At 64.0% G+C, this 18,993-nt stretch carries 18 protein-coding genes; 14 read left to right on the plus strand and 4 right to left on the minus strand.

Annotation, left to right across the window (positions count from 1 at the left end; translation table 11 throughout):
- Nucleotides 1-289: 289 nt before the first annotated feature.
- On the minus strand, nt 290-1,009 hold the full coding sequence (locus tag HMPREF3172_RS01405) for an IclR family transcriptional regulator (protein WP_019174793.1): 720 nt from the start codon (nt 1,007-1,009) through the stop codon (nt 290-292).
- A 107-nt stretch (nt 1,010-1,116) separates the two neighbouring features.
- Between HMPREF3172_RS01405 and leuC the strand changes: the two genes are divergently transcribed.
- The 7 genes from leuC to HMPREF3172_RS01440 all read left to right on the plus strand — a co-directional run bounded on the left by leuC (nt 1,117) and on the right by HMPREF3172_RS01440 (nt 8,221).
- Nucleotides 1,117-2,520, plus strand: a complete 1,404-nt coding sequence (gene leuC / locus HMPREF3172_RS01410) for a 3-isopropylmalate dehydratase large subunit (RefSeq protein WP_070514873.1) — start codon at nt 1,117-1,119, stop codon at nt 2,518-2,520.
- A gap of 12 nt (nt 2,521-2,532) precedes the next feature.
- Nucleotides 2,533-3,138: a 3-isopropylmalate dehydratase small subunit gene (leuD, locus tag HMPREF3172_RS01415; RefSeq protein WP_070514874.1), complete on the plus strand. Its 606-nt coding sequence runs from the start codon at nt 2,533-2,535 to the stop codon at nt 3,136-3,138.
- A 167-nt stretch (nt 3,139-3,305) separates the two neighbouring features.
- A complete protein-coding gene (gene murA / locus HMPREF3172_RS01420; RefSeq protein WP_070514876.1) occupies nt 3,306-4,625 on the plus strand; it encodes a UDP-N-acetylglucosamine 1-carboxyvinyltransferase in 1,320 nt (439 codons plus the stop codon).
- The gene (locus HMPREF3172_RS01425) at nt 4,622-5,473 is read left to right on the plus strand and encodes a lysophospholipid acyltransferase family protein (RefSeq protein ID WP_083281354.1); all 852 of its coding nucleotides are present in this window, start codon (nt 4,622-4,624) and stop codon (nt 5,471-5,473) included. The genes murA and HMPREF3172_RS01425 overlap by 4 nt, the downstream gene beginning before the upstream one ends.
- A complete protein-coding gene (locus tag HMPREF3172_RS01430; RefSeq protein WP_083281356.1) occupies nt 5,470-6,474 on the plus strand; it encodes an NAD(P)H-dependent glycerol-3-phosphate dehydrogenase in 1,005 nt (334 codons plus the stop codon). Before HMPREF3172_RS01425 ends, HMPREF3172_RS01430 begins: the two co-directional genes overlap by 4 nt.
- 104 nt (nt 6,475-6,578) lie before the next feature.
- Nucleotides 6,579-7,106, plus strand: coding sequence for a YbhB/YbcL family Raf kinase inhibitor-like protein (locus HMPREF3172_RS01435; RefSeq protein ID WP_070514880.1), 528 nt, complete (start codon nt 6,579-6,581; stop codon nt 7,104-7,106).
- An 8-nt stretch (nt 7,107-7,114) separates the two neighbouring features.
- A complete protein-coding gene (locus HMPREF3172_RS01440) occupies nt 7,115-8,221 on the plus strand; it encodes a D-alanine--D-alanine ligase family protein (protein WP_070514882.1) in 1,107 nt (368 codons plus the stop codon).
- A gap of 565 nt (nt 8,222-8,786) precedes the next feature.
- On the opposite strand, the gene HMPREF3172_RS01445 is transcribed toward HMPREF3172_RS01440, so the two are convergent.
- Nucleotides 8,787-9,278 (minus strand): DUF3515 family protein, encoded by a 492-nt coding sequence (locus HMPREF3172_RS01445; protein WP_070514883.1) that lies wholly within the window; start codon nt 9,276-9,278, stop codon nt 8,787-8,789.
- 44 nt (nt 9,279-9,322) lie between these two features.
- On the opposite strand from HMPREF3172_RS01445, the gene thiL reads away from it, so the two are divergent.
- The 6 genes from thiL to HMPREF3172_RS01475 are packed head-to-tail and all read left to right on the plus strand — an operon-like array spanning nt 9,323 to nt 16,479.
- A complete protein-coding gene (thiL, locus tag HMPREF3172_RS01450; protein WP_256173098.1) occupies nt 9,323-10,432 on the plus strand; it encodes a thiamine-phosphate kinase in 1,110 nt (369 codons plus the stop codon).
- A gap of 39 nt (nt 10,433-10,471) precedes the next feature.
- Nucleotides 10,472-12,148, plus strand: coding sequence for a DAK2 domain-containing protein (locus HMPREF3172_RS01455; protein ID WP_070514885.1), 1,677 nt, complete (start codon nt 10,472-10,474; stop codon nt 12,146-12,148).
- Nucleotides 12,145-14,238, plus strand: coding sequence for an ATP-dependent DNA helicase RecG (locus tag HMPREF3172_RS01460; RefSeq protein WP_070514887.1), 2,094 nt, complete (start codon nt 12,145-12,147; stop codon nt 14,236-14,238). Before HMPREF3172_RS01455 ends, HMPREF3172_RS01460 begins: the two co-directional genes overlap by 4 nt.
- Nucleotides 14,235-14,804 carry a 16S rRNA (guanine(966)-N(2))-methyltransferase RsmD gene (rsmD, locus tag HMPREF3172_RS01465; protein ID WP_070514889.1) on the plus strand — a complete coding sequence of 190 codons (570 nt, stop codon included), beginning with the start codon at nt 14,235-14,237 and terminating at the stop codon, nt 14,802-14,804. The genes HMPREF3172_RS01460 and rsmD overlap by 4 nt, the downstream gene beginning before the upstream one ends.
- A complete protein-coding gene (coaD, locus tag HMPREF3172_RS01470) occupies nt 14,801-15,286 on the plus strand; it encodes a pantetheine-phosphate adenylyltransferase (protein WP_070427764.1) in 486 nt (161 codons plus the stop codon). The genes rsmD and coaD overlap by 4 nt, the downstream gene beginning before the upstream one ends.
- Nucleotides 15,286-16,479 carry an MFS transporter gene (locus HMPREF3172_RS01475; protein ID WP_070514892.1) on the plus strand — a complete coding sequence of 398 codons (1,194 nt, stop codon included), beginning with the start codon at nt 15,286-15,288 and terminating at the stop codon, nt 16,477-16,479. The genes coaD and HMPREF3172_RS01475 overlap by 1 nt, the downstream gene beginning before the upstream one ends.
- Nucleotides 16,480-16,497: 18 nt before the next feature.
- On the opposite strand, the gene HMPREF3172_RS01480 is transcribed toward HMPREF3172_RS01475, so the two are convergent.
- On the minus strand, nt 16,498-17,313 hold the full coding sequence (locus HMPREF3172_RS01480) for an aspartate dehydrogenase domain-containing protein (protein WP_141741550.1): 816 nt from the start codon (nt 17,311-17,313) through the stop codon (nt 16,498-16,500).
- Nucleotides 17,310-18,299, minus strand: a complete 990-nt coding sequence (locus HMPREF3172_RS01485; RefSeq protein ID WP_070514894.1) for a DUF808 domain-containing protein — start codon at nt 18,297-18,299, stop codon at nt 17,310-17,312. Before HMPREF3172_RS01485 ends, HMPREF3172_RS01480 begins: the two co-directional genes overlap by 4 nt.
- Before the next feature lie 178 nt (nt 18,300-18,477).
- On the opposite strand from HMPREF3172_RS01485, the gene HMPREF3172_RS01490 reads away from it, so the two are divergent.
- A complete protein-coding gene (locus tag HMPREF3172_RS01490) occupies nt 18,478-18,993 on the plus strand; it encodes a YceD family protein (protein WP_062019470.1) in 516 nt (171 codons plus the stop codon).

The raw sequence follows: 18,993 nt of genomic DNA on the forward strand, positions 1-18,993 counted from the left end.
CCCTATCCTGTACACACAAAATGAGTATTAACCCCCGTTTGCCGGGTTCCACCTCTTAGCCGCGAATCCACCCCTTAGCCGCACAAAAACTCCCGTTGGCCGGGTTTTGTTGGCTTAGCAGTTGTTGCTAAGGCGCAGATCCCGGCTAAAGGGAGTGCGCAGGTTGTGGGGTGGTTCTGCTGCTGGCGCGGGCGAGGTGGAAGCCAGCACCCAGCCGAGGTGGAAGCCAGCACCCTGTCGAGGTGAGGGGGCAGGGATGGGCGGCAGCGCCACCTCGCGCCCGCGAAGCTCACGCCCGGGTGAGGGCTTCTGTCAGAGCGCGTCCAGCCTCAACAACCGACTGCGCGTGCAGGCGGCCGGGCTGGCGGGTCAGACGGTCAACGGGACCGGAAATCGACACCGCGGCAACAACCCGGTTCGACGGCCCGCGGACGGGCGCGGAAACGGAGGCGACACCTCGTTCGCGTTCGGCAATCGACTGTGCCCAACCACGGCGGCGAACACCGGAAAGCATCGTGGCTGAAAAGCGCGCCCCGCGCAGACCCGTGTGCAGGCGGTCCGGCTCTTCCCACGCAAGCAGCACCTGAGCGGCAGAGCCGGCACGCATCGACAGGGTTGCGCCAACCGGAACCGAGTCGCGCAGACCAACAGGGCGTTCAACAGCTGCGACGCACAGTCGCAGATCACCCTGGCGGCGGAAAAGCTGAGCCGATTCACCCGTGCGGTCGCGCAGCTGGGCGAGGATCGGCCCGGCCGCGGCCAGCAGGCGGTCTTCGCCGGCAGCGGAAGAAAGCTCAGACAGGCGAGGGCCCAAAATAAAACGTCCCTGCAGGTCGCGGCCCACAAAACGGTGGTATTCGAGGGCGACCGCCAGACGGTGCGCGGTGGGGCGGGCCAGGCCTGTCAGTGCAACAAGTTCTGCAAGTGAGGCGGGCCCGGCTTCGAGTGCGGCAAGAACAGCCGATGCCTTGTCGATGACACCGACGCCGCTTCCGGTTTGACTGCTCATGCCACTATTGAACCGTCTCAAGATTCAAGATGCAAGTCCGACCTTTGGACAATAGTTCGTACAGTGAAACTCACATCAGGTGAAGCCGATGCGAAAGGACGTGCACTGTGGGCAGGACGCTTGCAGAAAAGGTATGGGATGACCATACGGTCAAGGCCGGAGAAGGTGGGGACCCCGATCTCATCTATATCGACCTCCACCTTGTTCACGAGGTGACGTCGCCGCAGGCTTTTGAGGGTCTTCGTCTTGCTGGCCGCCCCGTGCGCCGTCCTGACCTCACAATCGCGACGGAGGACCACAACACTCCAACGCTCGACATCTTCAAGCCGATCGCCGACCCCACCAGCCGCACGCAGATCGAAACGCTGCGCAAGAACGCTGAGGAGTTCGGCATCCGCCTGCACTCCCTGGGTGATGCAGAGCAGGGTATCGTCCACGTTGTCGGCCCGCAGCTGGGGCTGACCCAGCCGGGCATGACGGTGGTCTGCGGTGACTCGCACACCTCGACCCACGGAGCCTTCGGGTCGATCGCAATGGGCATCGGCACCTCGGAAGTCGAGCACGTCCTGGCCACCCAGACGCTCCCGCTCAAGCCGTTCAAGACCATGTCGATCACCGTCAACGGCGAACTGCCGGAAGGGTCCACCGCGAAGGACATCATCCTGGCGATCATCGCCAAGATCGGCACCGGCGGGGGACAGGGCTACATCCTCGAATATCGCGGCGAAGCTATCGAAAAGCTGTCGATGGAAGCCCGTATGACCATCTGCAACATGTCGATTGAAGCCGGTGCGCGCGCCGGTATGGTCGCGCCAGACCAGACGACTTTCGACTACATCAAGGGCCGCCCGCATGCCCCGCAGGGCAAAGACTGGGACGACGCCGTCGAATACTGGAAGACCCTGCGCACCGACGACGACGCCGTCTTCGACGCCGAAGTCGTCCTTGAAGCCGAAGACATCGAACCGTTCGTCACGTGGGGCACCAACCCCGGCCAGGGCCTGCCGCTGTCGGCAAACGTCCCGAACCCGGCCGATATCGCCGACGAAACCGAACGCTTCGCCGCTGAAAGCGCCATCGAATACATGGGCCTGACTCCCGGCACGCCGCTGCGGGACATCCGGGTGGACACGGTGTTCCTCGGTTCGTGCACGAACTCCCGGATCGAAGACCTACGAGGTGCCGCCGATATCATCCGGGGCCGCACCAAAGATCCGAACGTCAGGATGCTCGTGGTGCCCGGTTCCGCTCGGGTCCGCCTGCAGGCGGAACAGGAGGGGCTGGACAAGGTGTTCACCGACTTCGGTGCTGAATGGCGTTTTGCCGGCTGCTCGATGTGCCTGGGCATGAACCCCGACCAGCTGGCCGAGGGTGAACGCTGCGCATCGACCTCGAACCGCAACTTCGAAGGACGTCAGGGCAAGGGCGGACGCACCCACCTGGTGAGCCCGCTCGTGGCTGCCGCAACGGCCGTGCGCGGAACACTGTCAAGCCCGGCGGATCTGGACTGAGGGAGGAAAGCTGTGGAGAAGATCACCAAGCACACCGGGATCGGAGTACCGCTGCGCCGCTCGAACGTCGACACCGACCAGATCATTCCGGCGGTCTACCTCAAGCGGGTGACCAAGACCGGCTTCGACGACGCGCTTTTTGCCCACTGGCGCAAAGACCCCGACTTCATCCTCAACCGCGAGCCTTTCTCGGCAGGCTCCGTGCTCATCGCAGGCCCGGACTTCGGTACGGGGTCGAGCCGCGAACACGCAGCGTGGGCGCTCAAGGACTACGGCTTCAAAGCCGTTCTCTCCAGCCGCTTTGCCGACATCTTCCGGTCCAACGCGGGTAAGAACGGCCTCGTTGCAGCACAGCTCGAACAGTCTGACATCGAACTGCTGTGGAAGGTCATCGACAACAACCCCAACACGGAAGTCACCGTCGACCTCGAAACGCGGACCGTGTCCGCCGATACCGTCACGGTGCCGTTCCAGATTGACGACTTCACTCGCTGGCGGCTGATGGAAGGCCTCGACGACATCAGCCTCACCCTGCGCGACTCCGACGCGATCGACGCCTTTGAAGCGAAGCGGCCCAGCTACAAGCCGCACACCCTGCCGGCCCGCACGGAGGACTGAACGAGGCGGAGGCTGGAAAGAAGACTGAGCGGCAGCCCGGTGGCACTCGGCAGGAGGGTGGCCGCAACAGAGTGCGAGGCCCAGGACCAGCACACATGCAGGTCTTGGGCCTCAGCCGTTCGAGCTAGCATAGAAGCCGGCTTATACGCTTCAGGCACAGGAGGAACATGCTCGAGGTCAACGGAGGCAATCCGCTCACAGGCACCGTTCGCGTCAGAGGTGCAAAGAACCTGGTGCCCAAGGCGATGGTTGCCAGCCTGCTGGCAGAAACACCTTCGACGCTGCGCGGTGTTCCCTGCATCAGCGACGTCGACATTGTCACCGGACTTCTCGAGCTGCACGGGGTCAGCGTCACCCAACACCCCGACGGTGACCGGCCCGACGGCGAACTGCGCATGGACCCCACCCGCGTTGAGCAGGGAGCGATCGCGGACATTGACGCTCACGCCGGCTCATCGCGCATTCCGATCCTCTTCTGCGGACCACTGCTGCACCGTCTGGGACGAGCATTCATCCCCGACCTCGGCGGGTGCCGCATCGGCGACCGCCCCATTGACTTCCACCTCGACGTCCTGCGCTCCTTCGGTGCGCAGATCGAAAAAACGGCCGGCGGCATCAGCCTCACCGCCCCCACGCGGCTGACGGGAACCAAAGTAGAACTGCCCTTCCCGTCGGTCGGTGCGACCGAACAGGTGCTGCTCACCGCCGTGCGCGCTCAGGGTCTGACCGAGCTCAAGAACGCCGCTGTCGAACCTGAAATCCTCGACTTGGTGGCAATCCTGCAGAAAATGGGCGCCATCATCTCGGTTGACACCGACCGGGCCATCCGGATTGAGGGTGTTGACTCGCTGAACGGCTACACCCATCGGGCACTTCCGGACAGGATCGAAGCGGCATCGTGGGCATCCGCAGCACTGGCAACCGGCGGCGACATCTTTGTTGAAGGGGCCGACCAGCCAAGCATGCTGACGTTCCTCAACACGTTCCGCAAAGCCGGCGGGCAGTTCACGGTGAAGGAAAACGGCATCCGGTTCACCCACCCCGGTGGCCGCCTGCAGTCCTTGGCTCTGGAAACTGCCGTCCACCCCGGTTTCATGACCGACTGGCAGCAGCCGTTTGTCGTGGCGCTGACGCAGGCAACCGGACTGTCGATCCTGCACGAAACCGTGTACGAAAACCGCTTGGGCTTTACGAACGCACTCGTCAAAATGGGTGCCCAGATCCAGCTGTATCGTGAATGTCTGGGCGGCACCCCCTGCCGTTTTGGGCAGCGCAACTTCCGCCACTCCGCCGTGATCTCCGGGCCGACACCGCTGAAGAGCGCCAACATCGACGTGCCCGATCTGCGCGGCGGGTTCTCGCACGTCATCGCAGCCCTGGCCGCCGAAGGACGCTCCGAGGTGTCCGGCATCGAAATCATCAACCGCGGCTATGAAGACTTCATCGCCAAACTCGACGGCCTCGGCGCACAGGTGAGCCTGACATGAGCACAGACAAGAACAGGGGAGCAGGCAGCGAGGTGAACGGCGAGGAGCGCCGTGAAATGAGCGGCAGCCAGGCGAGCCGCGAGACCAAGGCGAACGGCACAGACGAAAAGAACAGGCACCTCGGCTTCGAGGTTGCCTACGACCCGAAGTTGACCCGCCAGCAGCTCCGACGTGCGTCTTTCCTCGCCCCGTTTGTGCGCGGCGGCCTGCGGCCGCTGGGCAGGATCGCAGTCCGAGGCGCCGAGAACATCCCGCAGGACGGCCCGCTGATCGTGGCCTCCTACCACCAGTCGAACCTCGACCCGCTGGTTGTGGGCATCTCGATTTACAACCAGGGGCGGCTGCCGCGGTTCATGGCCAAGCACACCCTGTTCACGTTCCCGGTTGGGCTCGTGACCCGCCCGCTCGGTCAGATTCCGGTGGTGCGCGGTTCGCGCGAGGCGGGGGACTCCCTGGCGTACGCAAAAGCTGCCCTCGCCGCAGGACAGACAGTCACGATCTACCCCGAAGGCACCCACACGAAAGACCCCGACATGTGGCCGGGGCCCGCAAAATCCGGCACCGCCAGGCTTGCGCTGCAGACGGGAACACCGATCATCACTGTCGCCCACTGGGGCGTGCAGAACGCGCTGCCGGGCAAATCGCTGCGCCCGCGCCTTGGACCCCGCCGAGTGATGACCGTAGACTTCTCCGAGCCGATCGTCACCGAAGGCGTGTCTGCAACCAAGGAGAACGTCGCATCGCTGACCGAGCACATCACCGCTCGCATCGCATCCCAGCTTGCCGACCTGCGCGGTGTACCGCTGCCCGATCGGTTCCGCACAGCACTTGAATGGAGGAAAGCGTGACGACAGCCGTCATGGGCGCTGGATCGTGGGGAACAACCTATGCCGGTGTGATCGCCGATGCAGGATTCCCCGTGACCGTCTGGGCACGTTCGGAAGAAGCCGCCCGCGAACTGCGGGAAGAGCACACGAACTCCAAGTACCTGCCCGGCATCCGCTTCAACGACAGGATCACCGCAACCAGCGACCCCGTTGAAGCTCTGCGCGATGCAGAGGTTGTTGTGCTCGCGGTGCCCGCGCAGTCGCTGCGGGACAACCTCCAGCAGTGGAAGGGCCATATTCGTTCCGACGCGATCATCGTCAGCCTCATGAAGGGCATCGAACTGGACACGGGCCTGCGCATGAGCGAAGTCATCGCCGAAGTCACCGGCTTTGACGACAAGCAGATCGCCGTTGTGTCCGGCCCCAACCTGGCACGTGAAATCGCCGAACACCAGCCGACCGCAACGGTTGTTGCGTGCACGTGCCCTGAAAACGCCGAAGAGATCGCCCGCCGCAGCGCCAATTCCTACTTCCGCCCGTACACAAACTCCGATGTTGTGGGCGTTGAACTCGGCGGTGCTGTGAAGAACGTCATCGCGCTTGCCGTCGGCATCGCCGACGGTCAGGGACTCGGTGACAATTCGAAAGCCTCGATCATCACCCGCGGTCTGGCGGAGATCACTCGCCTGGCACTGGTCATGGGCGCCCAGGCGCACACGATGGCCGGCTTGGCCGGCATGGGCGACCTCGTGGCCACGTGTGCCTCGCCCCTGTCGCGCAACCGCTCCTTCGGCCGCCTGATGGGCGAAGGCTTAAGCGTTGACGAAGCCGCTGCAAAGACGAAGCAGACCGCCGAGGGTGTGAAATCCGCACCGGCCGTTCTGGGGCTGGGCACGGCACACGATGTCGACCTGCCCATCACCCAGGCCGTATCTGCCGTCATCGACGGACGCCTGCACGTCGACGACGTCGCCGGTCTGCTGCTGGCCCGCAAACGCAAGGACGAATCGCAGAGCAGCTGAGGGCTGTTGCTGGTTGGCGAGGTGCCGGGCGGCTGGCGGGTTGTCAGGCGAGTGAGCATCCAGGCGGGTAGGCTGGATCACGCAAGCCCAACAGAGGAGGAACAGTGTCGAACTCACCTTTTGCCAGGCTCAATGACGTACCGCGCTTCGAACTGACCAGCACCGATGTGGCTGAGGGTCAGCGCCTTCCGCAGGCTCAGGCCTCCGGGCTCATGGGTGTTGACGGCGGCGAAGACATTTCGCCGCAGCTTTCCTGGAGCGGTTTCCCTGAAGAAACCAAGGCTTTTGCCGTCACCTGCTACGACCCGGACGCGCCGACCGGCTCCGGCTTCTGGCACTGGACTGTGACCGACATTCCCGGCACCGTCACCTCGCTGCCGGCCGATGCTGGTAATCCCGAGGCGGGGCTCCTGCCCGAAGGTGCTGTCACGGTTCGCAACGACGCCGGCGATCGCCGCTTCGTCGGTGCCGCACCACCCGAAGGCCACGGACCGCACCGCTACTTCTTCATCGTGCACGCTCTGTCGGAGCCGCTGGGCGTTGACGAAAGCGCAACGCCGGCATTCGTCGGCTTCAACATCTTCTTCAAGTCGATCGGGCGTGCCTGGATCGAAACGAACTACGAACTCTGAGAAACCCTATGAGCAGTCAGCGCACCACCGTCGCCGTTCTCTTCGGCGGCCGTTCCAGTGAACACTCGGTCAGCTGCGTCAGCGCAGCCGGCGTCATCGGCGCTCTCGACCAGGAGCGGTACCGTCCCGTGCCGATCGGGATTACGAAGAACGGCACGTGGGTCACGGTCGAAGACCCAACCTCGTTCAGCTTTGCTGACGGTGCAATGCCGGAAGTCGAAGAGAACGGTTCGGCGGTTTTCGTGTCGCCCTCCACGCGGGGTGTTTCGCTGCTTGAACGTGACGCTGACGGTTCGGTGCGCGACCTCGGCGACATCGACGTGTTCTTCCCCGTTCTGCACGGTCAGTTCGGGGAAGACGGCACGCTGCAGGGCCTGTTGGAGCTCAAGGGTGTTCCGTTCGTCGGGCCCGGTGTGCTGACCTCTGCCGTCGGCATGGACAAGCACTTCATGAAGACGGTTCTGCGCTCAGCCGGGATTCCCACCGCTGACTGGCAGACCGTCACCGCAAAGCAGTGGGCCGATGATCCGGCCGGCGTTCGTGAGCGCCTAGCCGCGCTGGGCCTGCCGGTCTTCGTCAAACCCGCCCGGGCTGGGTCCTCCGTAGGCATCAGCAAGGTTGCGGCGGCTGAAGACCTCGACGCCGCACTGCGCGAGGGCTTCGAACATGACCACAAGGTCATAGTCGAACCCGGCATTGACGGCCGCGAAATCGAATGCGCGGTCCTGGGCTCCCACTGGGACGACGAACTCACTGCATCAGTGCCGGGTGAGATCGTCATCTCCGGCGACCACGAATTCTACGACTTCGAAGCCAAATACCTTTCCGCAGACGACGTCCGCCTGCAGGCGCCAGCGGACATTCCAGACGACGTTGCCCGCACAGTACAGGCCATCGCCGCTGACACTTTCCGTGCTTTTGAGTGCTCCGGGCTGACTAGAGTCGACACCTTCGTTCAGGCTGATGGCACGGTACTTGTCAACGAAATCAACACCTCGCCGGGATTCACCCCAACATCGGGATACCCGCACATGATGGGGAAGTCCGGTATCGACTACCCCGAACTCATTTCACGCCTCATCGACATCGCACTGGTCGACGTCAACCGCAGGTGAAGCTGCGGCGGGGGAAGGAGCCCGCGCTTGCCGGGGCACCCGGTCCGAAACCTGCCCACACCCGTTAGACGGATTCTGCGGCTTAGCAACAACTGCTAAGCCAACAAAATCCGGCTAACGGGAGTTTTTGTGCGGCTAAAGGGTGGATTCCGGCTAACGGGAGTTTTTGCTGCTGCCCGGTGTGGGGCTGTACTGGTTCTGCAGGCAAGGTACGAGGTGCCGCTTTCGCCGGCACCGGAACCGCACCTGGGCTGGGAGTGGAGTTCCACCTCGTGCGTCGTGTCATCGCACGTGCCCCGCGACGGGACTAGGGCACGATAAGTTCCGGGAAGCAGCCTGGTTTTCTCTTTGGGCAAGTCATTCTTAAACCTGCCCACACCCGTTAGACGGATTCTGCGGCTTAGCAACAACTGCTAAGCCAACAAAATCCGGCTAACGGGAGTTTTTGTGCGGCTTAGGGGTGCTTTTGCGGCTAACGGGAGTTTTTGTGTGCCTAAAGGGTGGATTCCGGCTTAGGGGTGCTTTTGCGGCTAACGGGAGTTTTTGCTGCTGCCCGGTGTGCGGCTCAGCCTTCACCTTCAGGTGCTTCGCCGTTTACGTCTTCGGCGCCGACGCATTCGCGCTCGGCTTCGATCTGCTGAACAGCAGCAGACAGAGCCGACAGCGCCTCAGCGCCGGCGATCTTCGTGGTGTCGAGTGTCAGCTCCACGGAGGGGCTGCGCCCGTAGGTTTCAAAAATCCACGTGTCGCCTTCACCTTCGCGGGAAACCCAGTCGACATCGTCGGCACGCACACAATGGTCGGTCGACGGTCCGGGCATTTCGCCGCCACAGCGCAGAACAACAGCGCTCGGATCACCCCACGCGGCTGTGGCCTGGGAAGATGCTTTGCGCTTCTCGTGATTGCCGATAACCTCCGGCAGGCGCAACATGACATCCGCACAAGCGGGATCGGTTGCGTGAGGCTGCGGTTCGACGACAACAACCGGCGCACACGCCGACAGCCCTACAAGCGCAGAAAAGCCGACAGCTGCAGCGGAGAGCTTCCTCAAGACCATGTCCCTAAGGGTATCGCCCGGCCATTCGCACTAGGCTGATGCCCATGCCCAGCATGCCGAACCAGCCGGAACCCACCGCGCCGCAGCCCAACAACGACGTTGCGCCCAGCGACGCCACAGAGTTGACACTCAAAGACGTCGGCGAAGACGGCGTGCTCGAACAGATCTGCTCGGTCCTGCAGGCACAATCAGCGCACCCGCCAGCACAGCCACCCGAAGACCCAGAAACACACGCAACCTCCGCCTCGAACCCGGTTGCCGGCCCGGGTGACCTGATCGTCGGCCCCGGTGATGACGCCGCCGTCTCACACGCACCGGGCAATCTGGTCTCCAGCGTCGACATCCTCACAGAGGGCGCTGACTTCCTGCCCGAATGGTTCGACCCCTACCGCCTGGGCGTGAAGGCCGCCGCGCAGAACCTCGCCGACATCTGCTCGATGGGCGCCAGCCCGCACGGCCTGCTGTTTGCGCTGGCCGCCCCGGATGACACCCCGGTCAACACGGTCCGACTCCTGGCACAGGGACTTTCTGACGAAGCCGCACGAGGTGGAGCCACAGTCATCGGGGGAGACCTGTCGTCTTCTCAGTGCCTCACCTCGACCGTGACGGCACTGGGCTTCATCGACCGGGGCCTGACCCCGGTCACCCGGTCCGCGGCCAAGCCGGGCCACGATGTTTTCCTCGCAGGAACTGTCGGCTGGGCGGCAGCGGGACTGGCCCTGCTGTTTGCCGGCGTGCGCTTGGGAGACGACCCCCTCCTGGACCCTTTTATCGAGGTGCAGCTGGCACCTCGTCCTGATTATGAGTCAGTACAGAACCTGGCGACCTGGGCGGCAGCTGGGATTGACGCCTCGGATGGTTTGGCCGGCGACCTCGGGCGCGTGGCACGGGCTTCCGGTGTGCGCATCCGCCTGGACGAAACCGCAATCGACCGCCTGGCAGAACCGCTGCTGCCAGCGGCCGAACACCTGGGAACACCGGAAACTGCCCGCGAATGGGTGCTCGGCGGTGGGGAAGACCACGGCTTCCTCGCGTGCGCTCCCGCGGGCAGTGCTCCGGTAGGGTGGACGCGGATAGGCGCGTGCGAAGAGGGCCAGCCGGATGTTCTGGTGGGCGACCACTCGGCAGCTGACAGCGCCTATAAACACTTCTGACACAGCTTTGCGGAAACGGACGGCTTAGCGGAAACGGACATGGTGAACGACAACAGCATGCGCTGGGGCGGGCGGCTGGCTGCCCGCTGGGCGCAGCAGGCAGTGGAGCGACTGCGCCGCCAGCGCGGCAGCATCGACTCCATCAACGTGTTCCCCGTAGCCGACGGCGACACGGGATCGAACATGTACGCCACCGTGAAATCCGCCTACCGAGCTGTTGAGGCCATTGACGGGCCGGCAACTCTGCCGCGGGTCGTCGAGGCGATGGCCGCCGGTGCTCTGCGGGGCGCCCGCGGCAATTCGGGTCTCATCTTGGCCGTTGCCCTGCGGGGAGTCGCTGACGAACTCGGCGAGGCGGCTCTCGCCGAAGGTGACCTCACGCCCGACCGCTTCGCCTCGGCTATTGAACTGGCTGCCCACCGGGCACAGACCGCAATTGCCGAACCCACCCACGGCACCATGCTCACGGTGCTGCACGCGATGGCCGAAACCGCGCGCACCCAGGCCGACGAAGGCGCGGGACTCCTGCAGCAGATTGAAGCCGTGCGCGCCTGCTCGATTGAAGCGCTGCGCGACACCACCGGCCAGCTGGACGTGCTCGGCCAGGCGCAGGTGGTCGACGCCGGCGCCAGCGGCATCGTCGAAATCTTCGACCTGCTGTACCTCACCGTCACCGGGGGAGCGGTTGGCGAAACCCCCAGCCCCATTGCCGGGCTGACCTCCGTCGTGCCGAAGCTCACGGGTGATGGGATCACGTGTGGCGCAGGAGGTGCCGGGGCGGCTGGTGCCGGGGTGGCGGGTGCTGGTGCGGGTGCCGGTGCGGCGGGTGCTGGTGCGGCGGGTGCTGGTGCCGCAGACGGTGCCGACACGCTGGAGCTGGTGTTCACGCTCAGCGACAGCAAAGACCGAACCCGCCCGCTTAAGCGCATCCTCGCGAAAGCCGACGCCCGGTCGGTCGTCATTTCGTGGCCCATGGTGCACGTGCACGTCACGAGCGAAGCCCACGCGCTGCGCGTGCTGCGCGACGTCGAACAGTACGGGCTGGCGCAGCTGCGGACAGAAGACCTTGTCAACGGCGCAAACCACGGGCCGCTGCGCGCAGCGGCCGCGGCTTCCACAGCGCCGCTCATGCTGCGGGCCGCGCTGACAGGAGCGATAGCCATCCGACTGGACCGCGGCGAACAAGCGGGAAGCCTGCACGACGTCCTGTCTGACGGCACCACAACGGTGCTCGTTGCCGACAGCCCCGAAGGGCAAGCCTCCATCAACGCCGCAGCCGCCGACGGTGGTTACGCGATCCCCACCGGCAGCCCCATTTCAATGGTCAGCGCACTGGCGGTCTTCGACCCCCACGCAGACGCCGACGACGTCACAGAGGACATGGCCGATGCCGCTTCTCTCGACATCCGCCGGCTGTGCTTCGCCGGACAGTCCGCGGCCGGCCCGCTGGTGTACACGAAAACCGACGTGCTGGTCCTATCTGAGGGCCGCATCCTCTTCATCGAACACGCGCCAGAAGCTGCCATCGTCGAGGCCATCTCGCGTCTGGCCGTCGACGGTGACCCCGAACTCATCACCATCAGCTACGGCCAACAGGCAACGCCTCCGATGCGCGAGGCCATGGAGAACGCCGTGCGCCGCGCTTATCCGGAAGCCGAAGCCGAAATCTTCGATGCAGACCTCAGCGGGGTCTGCGCCGATGTGGGTGTCGAATGAAACCGCTGACAGACTTCGTCAGCAGCCGCGATGAAAAAGCACTCGCCAAGCTGGGCGTCAGCTCGGTCGGCGAACTGCTGCGGTACTTCCCGCGCACCTACATCCACCCGGGCACCGTCACCGAAATCAGCCGCTTGGAGGCCGGGCAGACCGCAATCGTCTACGCCACCATCGAATCGGTGAACACCAGGCCCATGCGCAACCGGCGCGGCACCATCACCGAAGTGACACTGGCAGACGAACACGCCGAAATCACTGCGACGTTCTTCAACCAGAAGTACCTCGCCGAACAGCTCAAGCCCGGCACCCGCATGGTGTTGACCGGCGACATCAAGGTCTACCGCAACTCCCTGCAGATCCAGAACCCCCGATGGCTGGGCCACGAGGACTACATCGACCGCGGGGACATCGAAAACCCCATCCCCATCTACCGGTCCAACAAACAGTTCGCTTCTGACCGGCTGGCCAAAACCATCCGCACCGTCCTCGATGCCCTCGGCCCAGAAGACTTCACCGACCCCATTCCCGCAGAGGTGCTCGCCGACCACGGCCTGCCTGACCTGCGCAAAGCCCTCACCATGATCCACCGGCCAAAAAACGAGGCCGATGTCAAAGAGGCCATGGAGCGCTTCCGCTTCGAAGAGGCCTTCGCCCTGCAGGCCGAACTCTACGGCCGCCGGCAGCGGGCCAAAGCAGAACAGTCCGTCCGCCTGCCCGGCAAAGTCGACGGCCTGCTCGCATCCTTTGACGAATCCCTGCCGTGGCCGCTGACCAAATCGCAGCGGCGGGCCGGCACCGAAATATCGCAGGATCTCGATTCGGATTCGCCCATGAACCGGCTGCTGCACGGTGACGTCGGCTCGGGTAAAACGCTCGTGGCCATGCGTGCCATGCTCCAGGCTGTCGACTCTGGCCGCCAGGCGGCCATCATGGCGCCCACGGAAGTCCTCGCCGCACAGCACTATGAGAGCTTCTCACGCATGCTCGGCGAGCTGCGCACCGACGACACTCTGTTCTCCCAAGCAGAAGGTGTGCGGATCGCGCTGCTGACCGGATCAACCCCACAGGCCCAAAGGCGCAAAATCCTGTTGGACCTGGCCAGCGGGCAGATCGGCATCATCGTCGGCACCCACGCGCTGCTGTCGGACACCACGATCTTCGCTGCCCTCGGCCTGGTCGTCATCGACGAACAGCACCGCTTCGGCGTCAACCAGCGTGAAGCCCTGCGCACAAAAGCCGGGGGAGTCATCCCACACGCCCTCGTCATGACGGCAACCCCCATCCCGCGGACAGTCGCCATGACCGTCTTCGGTGACCTCGACGTGTCCACCCTGACCGATATGCCGGGCGGGCCGAAGAAGATCGCCACCCACGTTGTCGCTCTCGGCACCCACCCGCACTGGATGGATCGCGTGTGGGAAGTCGTGGCCGAACACGTCGAGGCGGGGCTGCAGGCCTATGTCGTCGTCAGCCGGATTGAAGACGACCCGGAGCTGTTCGGCATCGACTCCGCGCTCGCTGCGATCGACGCTGTTCCCCGGCTGGCCGGCCGCCGGGTTGACGCACTGCACGGACAGATGTCGCAGGAAGACAAAGACGCCGTCATGGCGGAGTTCACGGCAGGCGACATCGACGTGCTCGTGTCCACAACCGTCATCGAAGTCGGCGTGGATGTCCACCGGGCCCGCGCCATGGTCATCCTCGACGCCGACTGCTTCGGCTTAGCTACCCTCCACCAGCTGCGCGGACGGATCGGCCGTGACGGCGAGCAGGCGATCTGCTTCCTCGTGACCTCCCGCACCACAGACGACGAGGCGGTGGGACGGCTGAGTACGGTCGCCGGGACTTTGGACGGATTCCGGATTGCAGAACACGATGTCGACAACCGCCGCGAAGGCGATGTTCTGGGCCGAGGCCAGTGGGGTTCGCGCAGTTCGCTGCGCTACCTGCGGGTGCTGCGCGACGAAGGAATCGTCGCCGCCGCCCGCACTGCCGCACACGCCTATATGGACGCCCACCCGGACGGCACACCCGAATTGCGGGCCTATGTTGATGACCTCGCAGGCGATGACCTCATGGAGGTTTCATGACCCGCATCATCGCCGGCAGCCTGGGCGGGCGCAGGATCGAAACCCCGTCCGGCTCTGACACTCGCCCCACCTCGGACAGGGTGCGCGAATCACTTTTCGCCCGCCTGGGCTCCCTGGGGATGCTCGCCGACTCCACCGTCCTCGACCTGTTCGCCGGTTCTGGAGCCCTGGGCCTCGAAGCGATCTCCCGAGGCGCCACCCGGGCAGTGTTCGTTGAGCGCGCCGGCAAAGCGGCTCAGGTCGTGAAGAAGAACATTCGAGCTCTCGGACTGAACGACAGCTGCTCCGTCCACGCGCGCGCCGCCCAACCGGCCGTCGAATCCCTCGCTGGTTCAGGCGAACGCTTTGACCTCATCTTCGCCGACCCGCCCTACCCGCTGGGGGAATCGGAACTTGCCCAGCTGCTCGAAACAGCCGCGGGATTGCTGAAAGACGACGCGTCGCTTCTTGTCATAGAGCGAAGCGCACGCTCGCCCCAGCCGCAGCTGCCGCATAGTCTTAGCGTGTACGCGAAGTCTCTTCACGGCGAAACCGCGCTGTGGCTTGTTGAGAGGAGCGGAGAATGAAGGTCGTCTGCCCGGGCTCCTACGACCCGATCACCCTGGGCCACATCGATGTGGCGCTGCGTGCGGCCAAGCTTTTCGATGAAGTTGTGCTCGCCGTTGTGCACAATCCCAACAAAACCGGCAATTTCCCGGTTGCCGAACGGGTTCGGCTGATCCGCGAATCACTCGCCGAATCCGGTGCCCCTGACAATCTCACAATCGACGATGTGCCCGGTGGTCTGCTGGTCGACTACTGCCAGGACGTGGGTGCGGTTGGTGTCGTCAAGGGCATCCGAGGCGGAACCGACTACGCCTATGAACTTCCGATGGCGCGGATGAACAGCGAAATCGGGGACGTCGAAACCATTTTCCTGCCCGGTTCGCCTCACTTGGAGCACGTGTCGTCATCGCTCATCCGCGAAGTGCATGCTCTGGGCGGCGATGTTTCGTCCATGGTTCCCGGCCCCGTTCTCACAGCGCTTGACTCTCTGAAGAACACATAGTGCGCCCCGGTTGGTTCTTCGGGCTTGTCCTCCATACCGTCCTTCTGCACGGCACGTTCAATGCCGCGAAGGTCATGGTGTCGTATAAGACGCTGGCTGAGGGCGGTGACGCTTTTGCCGTCGGCATGATGGTGACGGCCTATTCGCTCGTTCCGCTCTTTGCGGCACTCACCGTGGGCAGGCTCGTGGACCGCGGTCTCTACGTACCCATTCTTTGGGTGGGAACTGCCGCCTGCACCGCCGCGCTGGCAGGTGCCGCGCTCAGTTCGGGGATTCCCGCGCTCGTGCTGTTCTCCATGCTTTTGGGGCTCGGCCAGCTGCTCATGACGGTGTCATCGCAGGCGTTCATCCCCGCCTCATTCGCTCCGCAGGAACTCAACTCTCGCTTCGGCACTCTGACCCTGGGCGTGTCGATCGGACAGACCCTCGGCATGCCCCTGGCGGGTGCTGTTGCCGCCTGGGCGAGTGACGGAACCGGTCCGAATGCCGAGGCGGGGCTGTGGGCCATGTGCGCGCTCGCGGCTCTCGCTTTCCCCTGTGTCTTTGTCGTCATGCGTCGTCCCGCCGTCAAACGGGTCGGGAGGGCGCAGGCGAAGGCCGCCGCGGTTTCGCCGCGGGCGCTGCTGGGCACGCCGGGGATGAAGCCGGCGATCTTCGCCTCGATGGCCACCTTGGCGGCAATTGATCTGATGAGCGCCTATCTGCCGGTCATCGGCGAAAAGCACGGCCTGTCGGTTGTCGTCGTCACTGCGCTCATCACGGTGCGGACAGTTGCGACGATCGTGTCGCGTGCGTTCATGGGTGCGCTGACAGCCCGGTTTGATCCGATGCTTCTGCTGTGGCTGTCCTCACTTGCCGCCGGCGTTACGGTCTTCGCAATTCCCCTGTGGGTGTGGGTGCCGTTCCTCGCGATCATCATGGTGGTCTCCGGCTTCGCTTTCGGGCTCACACAGCCGTTGACGATGACGTGGGTGTCGATGCTGGCAACACCGGGCAACCGGGCCGCCGTCATGTCGATCCGCCTGGCCGGCAACCGCCTGTCACAGGTGGTCATGCCGATTGCGGCTTCGGCCGTAGCCTCCGTCGCCGGGGTCGGCTCGATCTTCTTCTTGTCAGGCGGGGTGCTGATGTTGGCAGCAGGCCTGACTCTGCGGGCACCTCGCCCGAAAACCGCCGAGGTGCCGGACCGGTGAGGTGCAGGGCAGCTGGGTTCAGCTGCCGGCCAGTTCCAGCAGGTCGCCCACGATTGAAATTGCCGTGAGAGCACTCGTCGACGGATTGTGCGGTGAGGGAGCACTGGAGATGCGGAACGTGAAGTCGCCCGCCGCACCGGAGGCTTCGATGTCGTGGAACGTGGGGTCGTCTGATCCGTTCCCGATCAGCTCGACGCGCACTCGGGCCAGTGAGGCCCGCAGGGACTCGGGCGACGCGCGGCCGTCGGGAAGGTCCCGCTCGGCGGTTGCCCAGGCCAGAGCTGTTGCCACGTTGAGGTTCGAGGGGAACTTCTCAATTGCCTCTTCCGGGTCACCGCCAAAAACCTGCGCGGTCTGCCCAGCCGGCAGCTGTTTCAGGCGCGTGCGCTCGTCATCGCTCATCCAGTCCTGGACGAGGGTGGACGCCTTCTTCGTCGTGGTGATGGACACGTGATCAAAGCCGAGCAGAGCGGCTGAGCGCAGCACGTCGAAACCGCCGATCGCACCATTCGTGACCACCAGGTTCGGCATGCCCAGCAGCACCTCGGCCGTCTGCTGATCAGCCAGCGCTCCCACACTGGTCAGCACGAACGGCTTGCCGATCGCGGCAATTCGCGGGGCGTAGGCGCGCACTGCGGCACCGCCGGCGCACTCAACAATGACGTCGGCGCCCTCAGCCGCCTCTTCCAGACGGTCCTGCCCGAAGATCGGGATGTCGGACTTTCGATCAGTGTCGCGGTGGACAACAGCCCCGCACACTTCGACGGGGCGGCTCTCCAGCAGACTCCGAATGTCGTTGGCGATCGTGCCCATGCCGATAAGCAGTGCTTTCACTGTGTCCTCCCTGACGAACCGTTTGCGGCCGCCGAAGCGGTGCTTTCGTCAAGGTTCTCAGCGCTCTTCCTGTGCAGCAAGGGGTAGAGCACCCAGAACGCGATCGTTCCGGCCACGAGTCCCAAAACTGCCGAAAAGAACGTGTTGACCAGCCATCCCAAAGCCGCACCGAACGCTCCCGTGGCTGCGGCAACCGCGGTTTCACAGGCGTGGACGAAGTCGTAGATCGGGCTGAAGCCCAGATCGTGCATGCCGACCAGCAGAATGTGACCGCCGACCCACAGCATCGCGATGACGCCGACAATTGAGAGTGTCTTCATGACAATCGGCATGGCCTTCACAATGCCGAGCCCCAGCTTTTCGGTTGAGGGCTTCTTCGCCAGGTGCAGTCCGACATCGTCCATCTTCACAATGATTGCGACGACCCCGTAGACCAGGGCCGTGATGAACAGGGCAACCACGATGAGTGAAATGAGCCTGGTCCAAAAACCCATGTGGTCGACCGTGGACAGTGCGATGACCATGATTTCGGCCGACAGGATGAAGTCGGTGCGCACAGCCCCGCGGACGATCTGCTTTTCCTGTTCGGGACCGCGTTCGACCGCCGGAGCCTCTTTCGCATGGGAACGGCCGAGAGCCAGTTCCCACAGCTTTTCGGCACCTTCGTAGCTCAAATACAGCCCGCCGATCATAAGCAGGGGAGTAAGTGCCCACGGGAGGAATTGGCTGAGCAGCATGATCGCCGGCAGGATGAACACCAGTTTGTTGATGATCGACCCGCGGGCGATTTTCCACACAACGGGGAGTTCGCGAGCCGGCGAAAAGCCGTCGACATAGCGCGGGGTGACTGCGGCATCGTCAACAACAACACCGGCGGCTTTGGCCGAGGCCCGTCCTGCGGCCGCGCTGATATCGTCGACGGATGCGGCAGCTGCGCGCGACAGTGCGACAACATCGTCAAGAAGAGCGGCAAGACCACCGGCCATAGGAGGATCCTCACTGTGTGAATGCAGGTCAGCCAGATTCTACGGGCACTATCTGCACCGGGAGCACAGCAATTTGCCCGGCCACGGCGGCCTGGACTAGAATGGAACGCTGTGTGTCATCAGGGGCGCACATATTTCGACGGCCATCAAACACTGGGAAACGCGAAAGGGGAGAGCCGTGGAACGCAAAGATCTGCAGCTCGACCTGCGCAAGCTCGGCGTAGCCGACAAGCCCGGCGCGTGGACCGATGTCGACGTGACCGTTGCCGCCCCTGAGGACTTGCGGAACGAAATGATCGGCGTCCCGGAAGGGGATCCGCTCACGGTTCGTCTGCGGCTGGAAAGCGTTGTCGACGGCATCTACGCCTCGGGAACCTTCCAAGCCCTGGCCAAAGGTCAGGACGCGCGGACGCTCGAGGACCTCGAACTGCCCCTGTCAGTCGACGTCCAGGAGCTCTTCGTCTACGAACGCGGAGAAGACGAAGACTCCTATGCCGTTGAACGCGATAAGATCAACCTCGAACCGCTCATCCGCGATGCAGTCGTGATGGCGCTTCCGCTCAACCCGGTGGAATCGGATGACGATGGCGAATTTTCGTACACCGTCGGCGAATTCCCCGAAGACGAAGAAGCGGGATCGATCAACGATCGCCTCGCGGCACTGAAACATCAGTTAGAGAAGAAAGAGAGCTAG

Source organism: Brevibacterium sp. HMSC08F02, assembly GCF_001807555.1.
Taxonomy (GTDB): Bacteria; Actinomycetota; Actinomycetes; order Actinomycetales; family Brevibacteriaceae; genus Brevibacterium; species Brevibacterium ravenspurgense.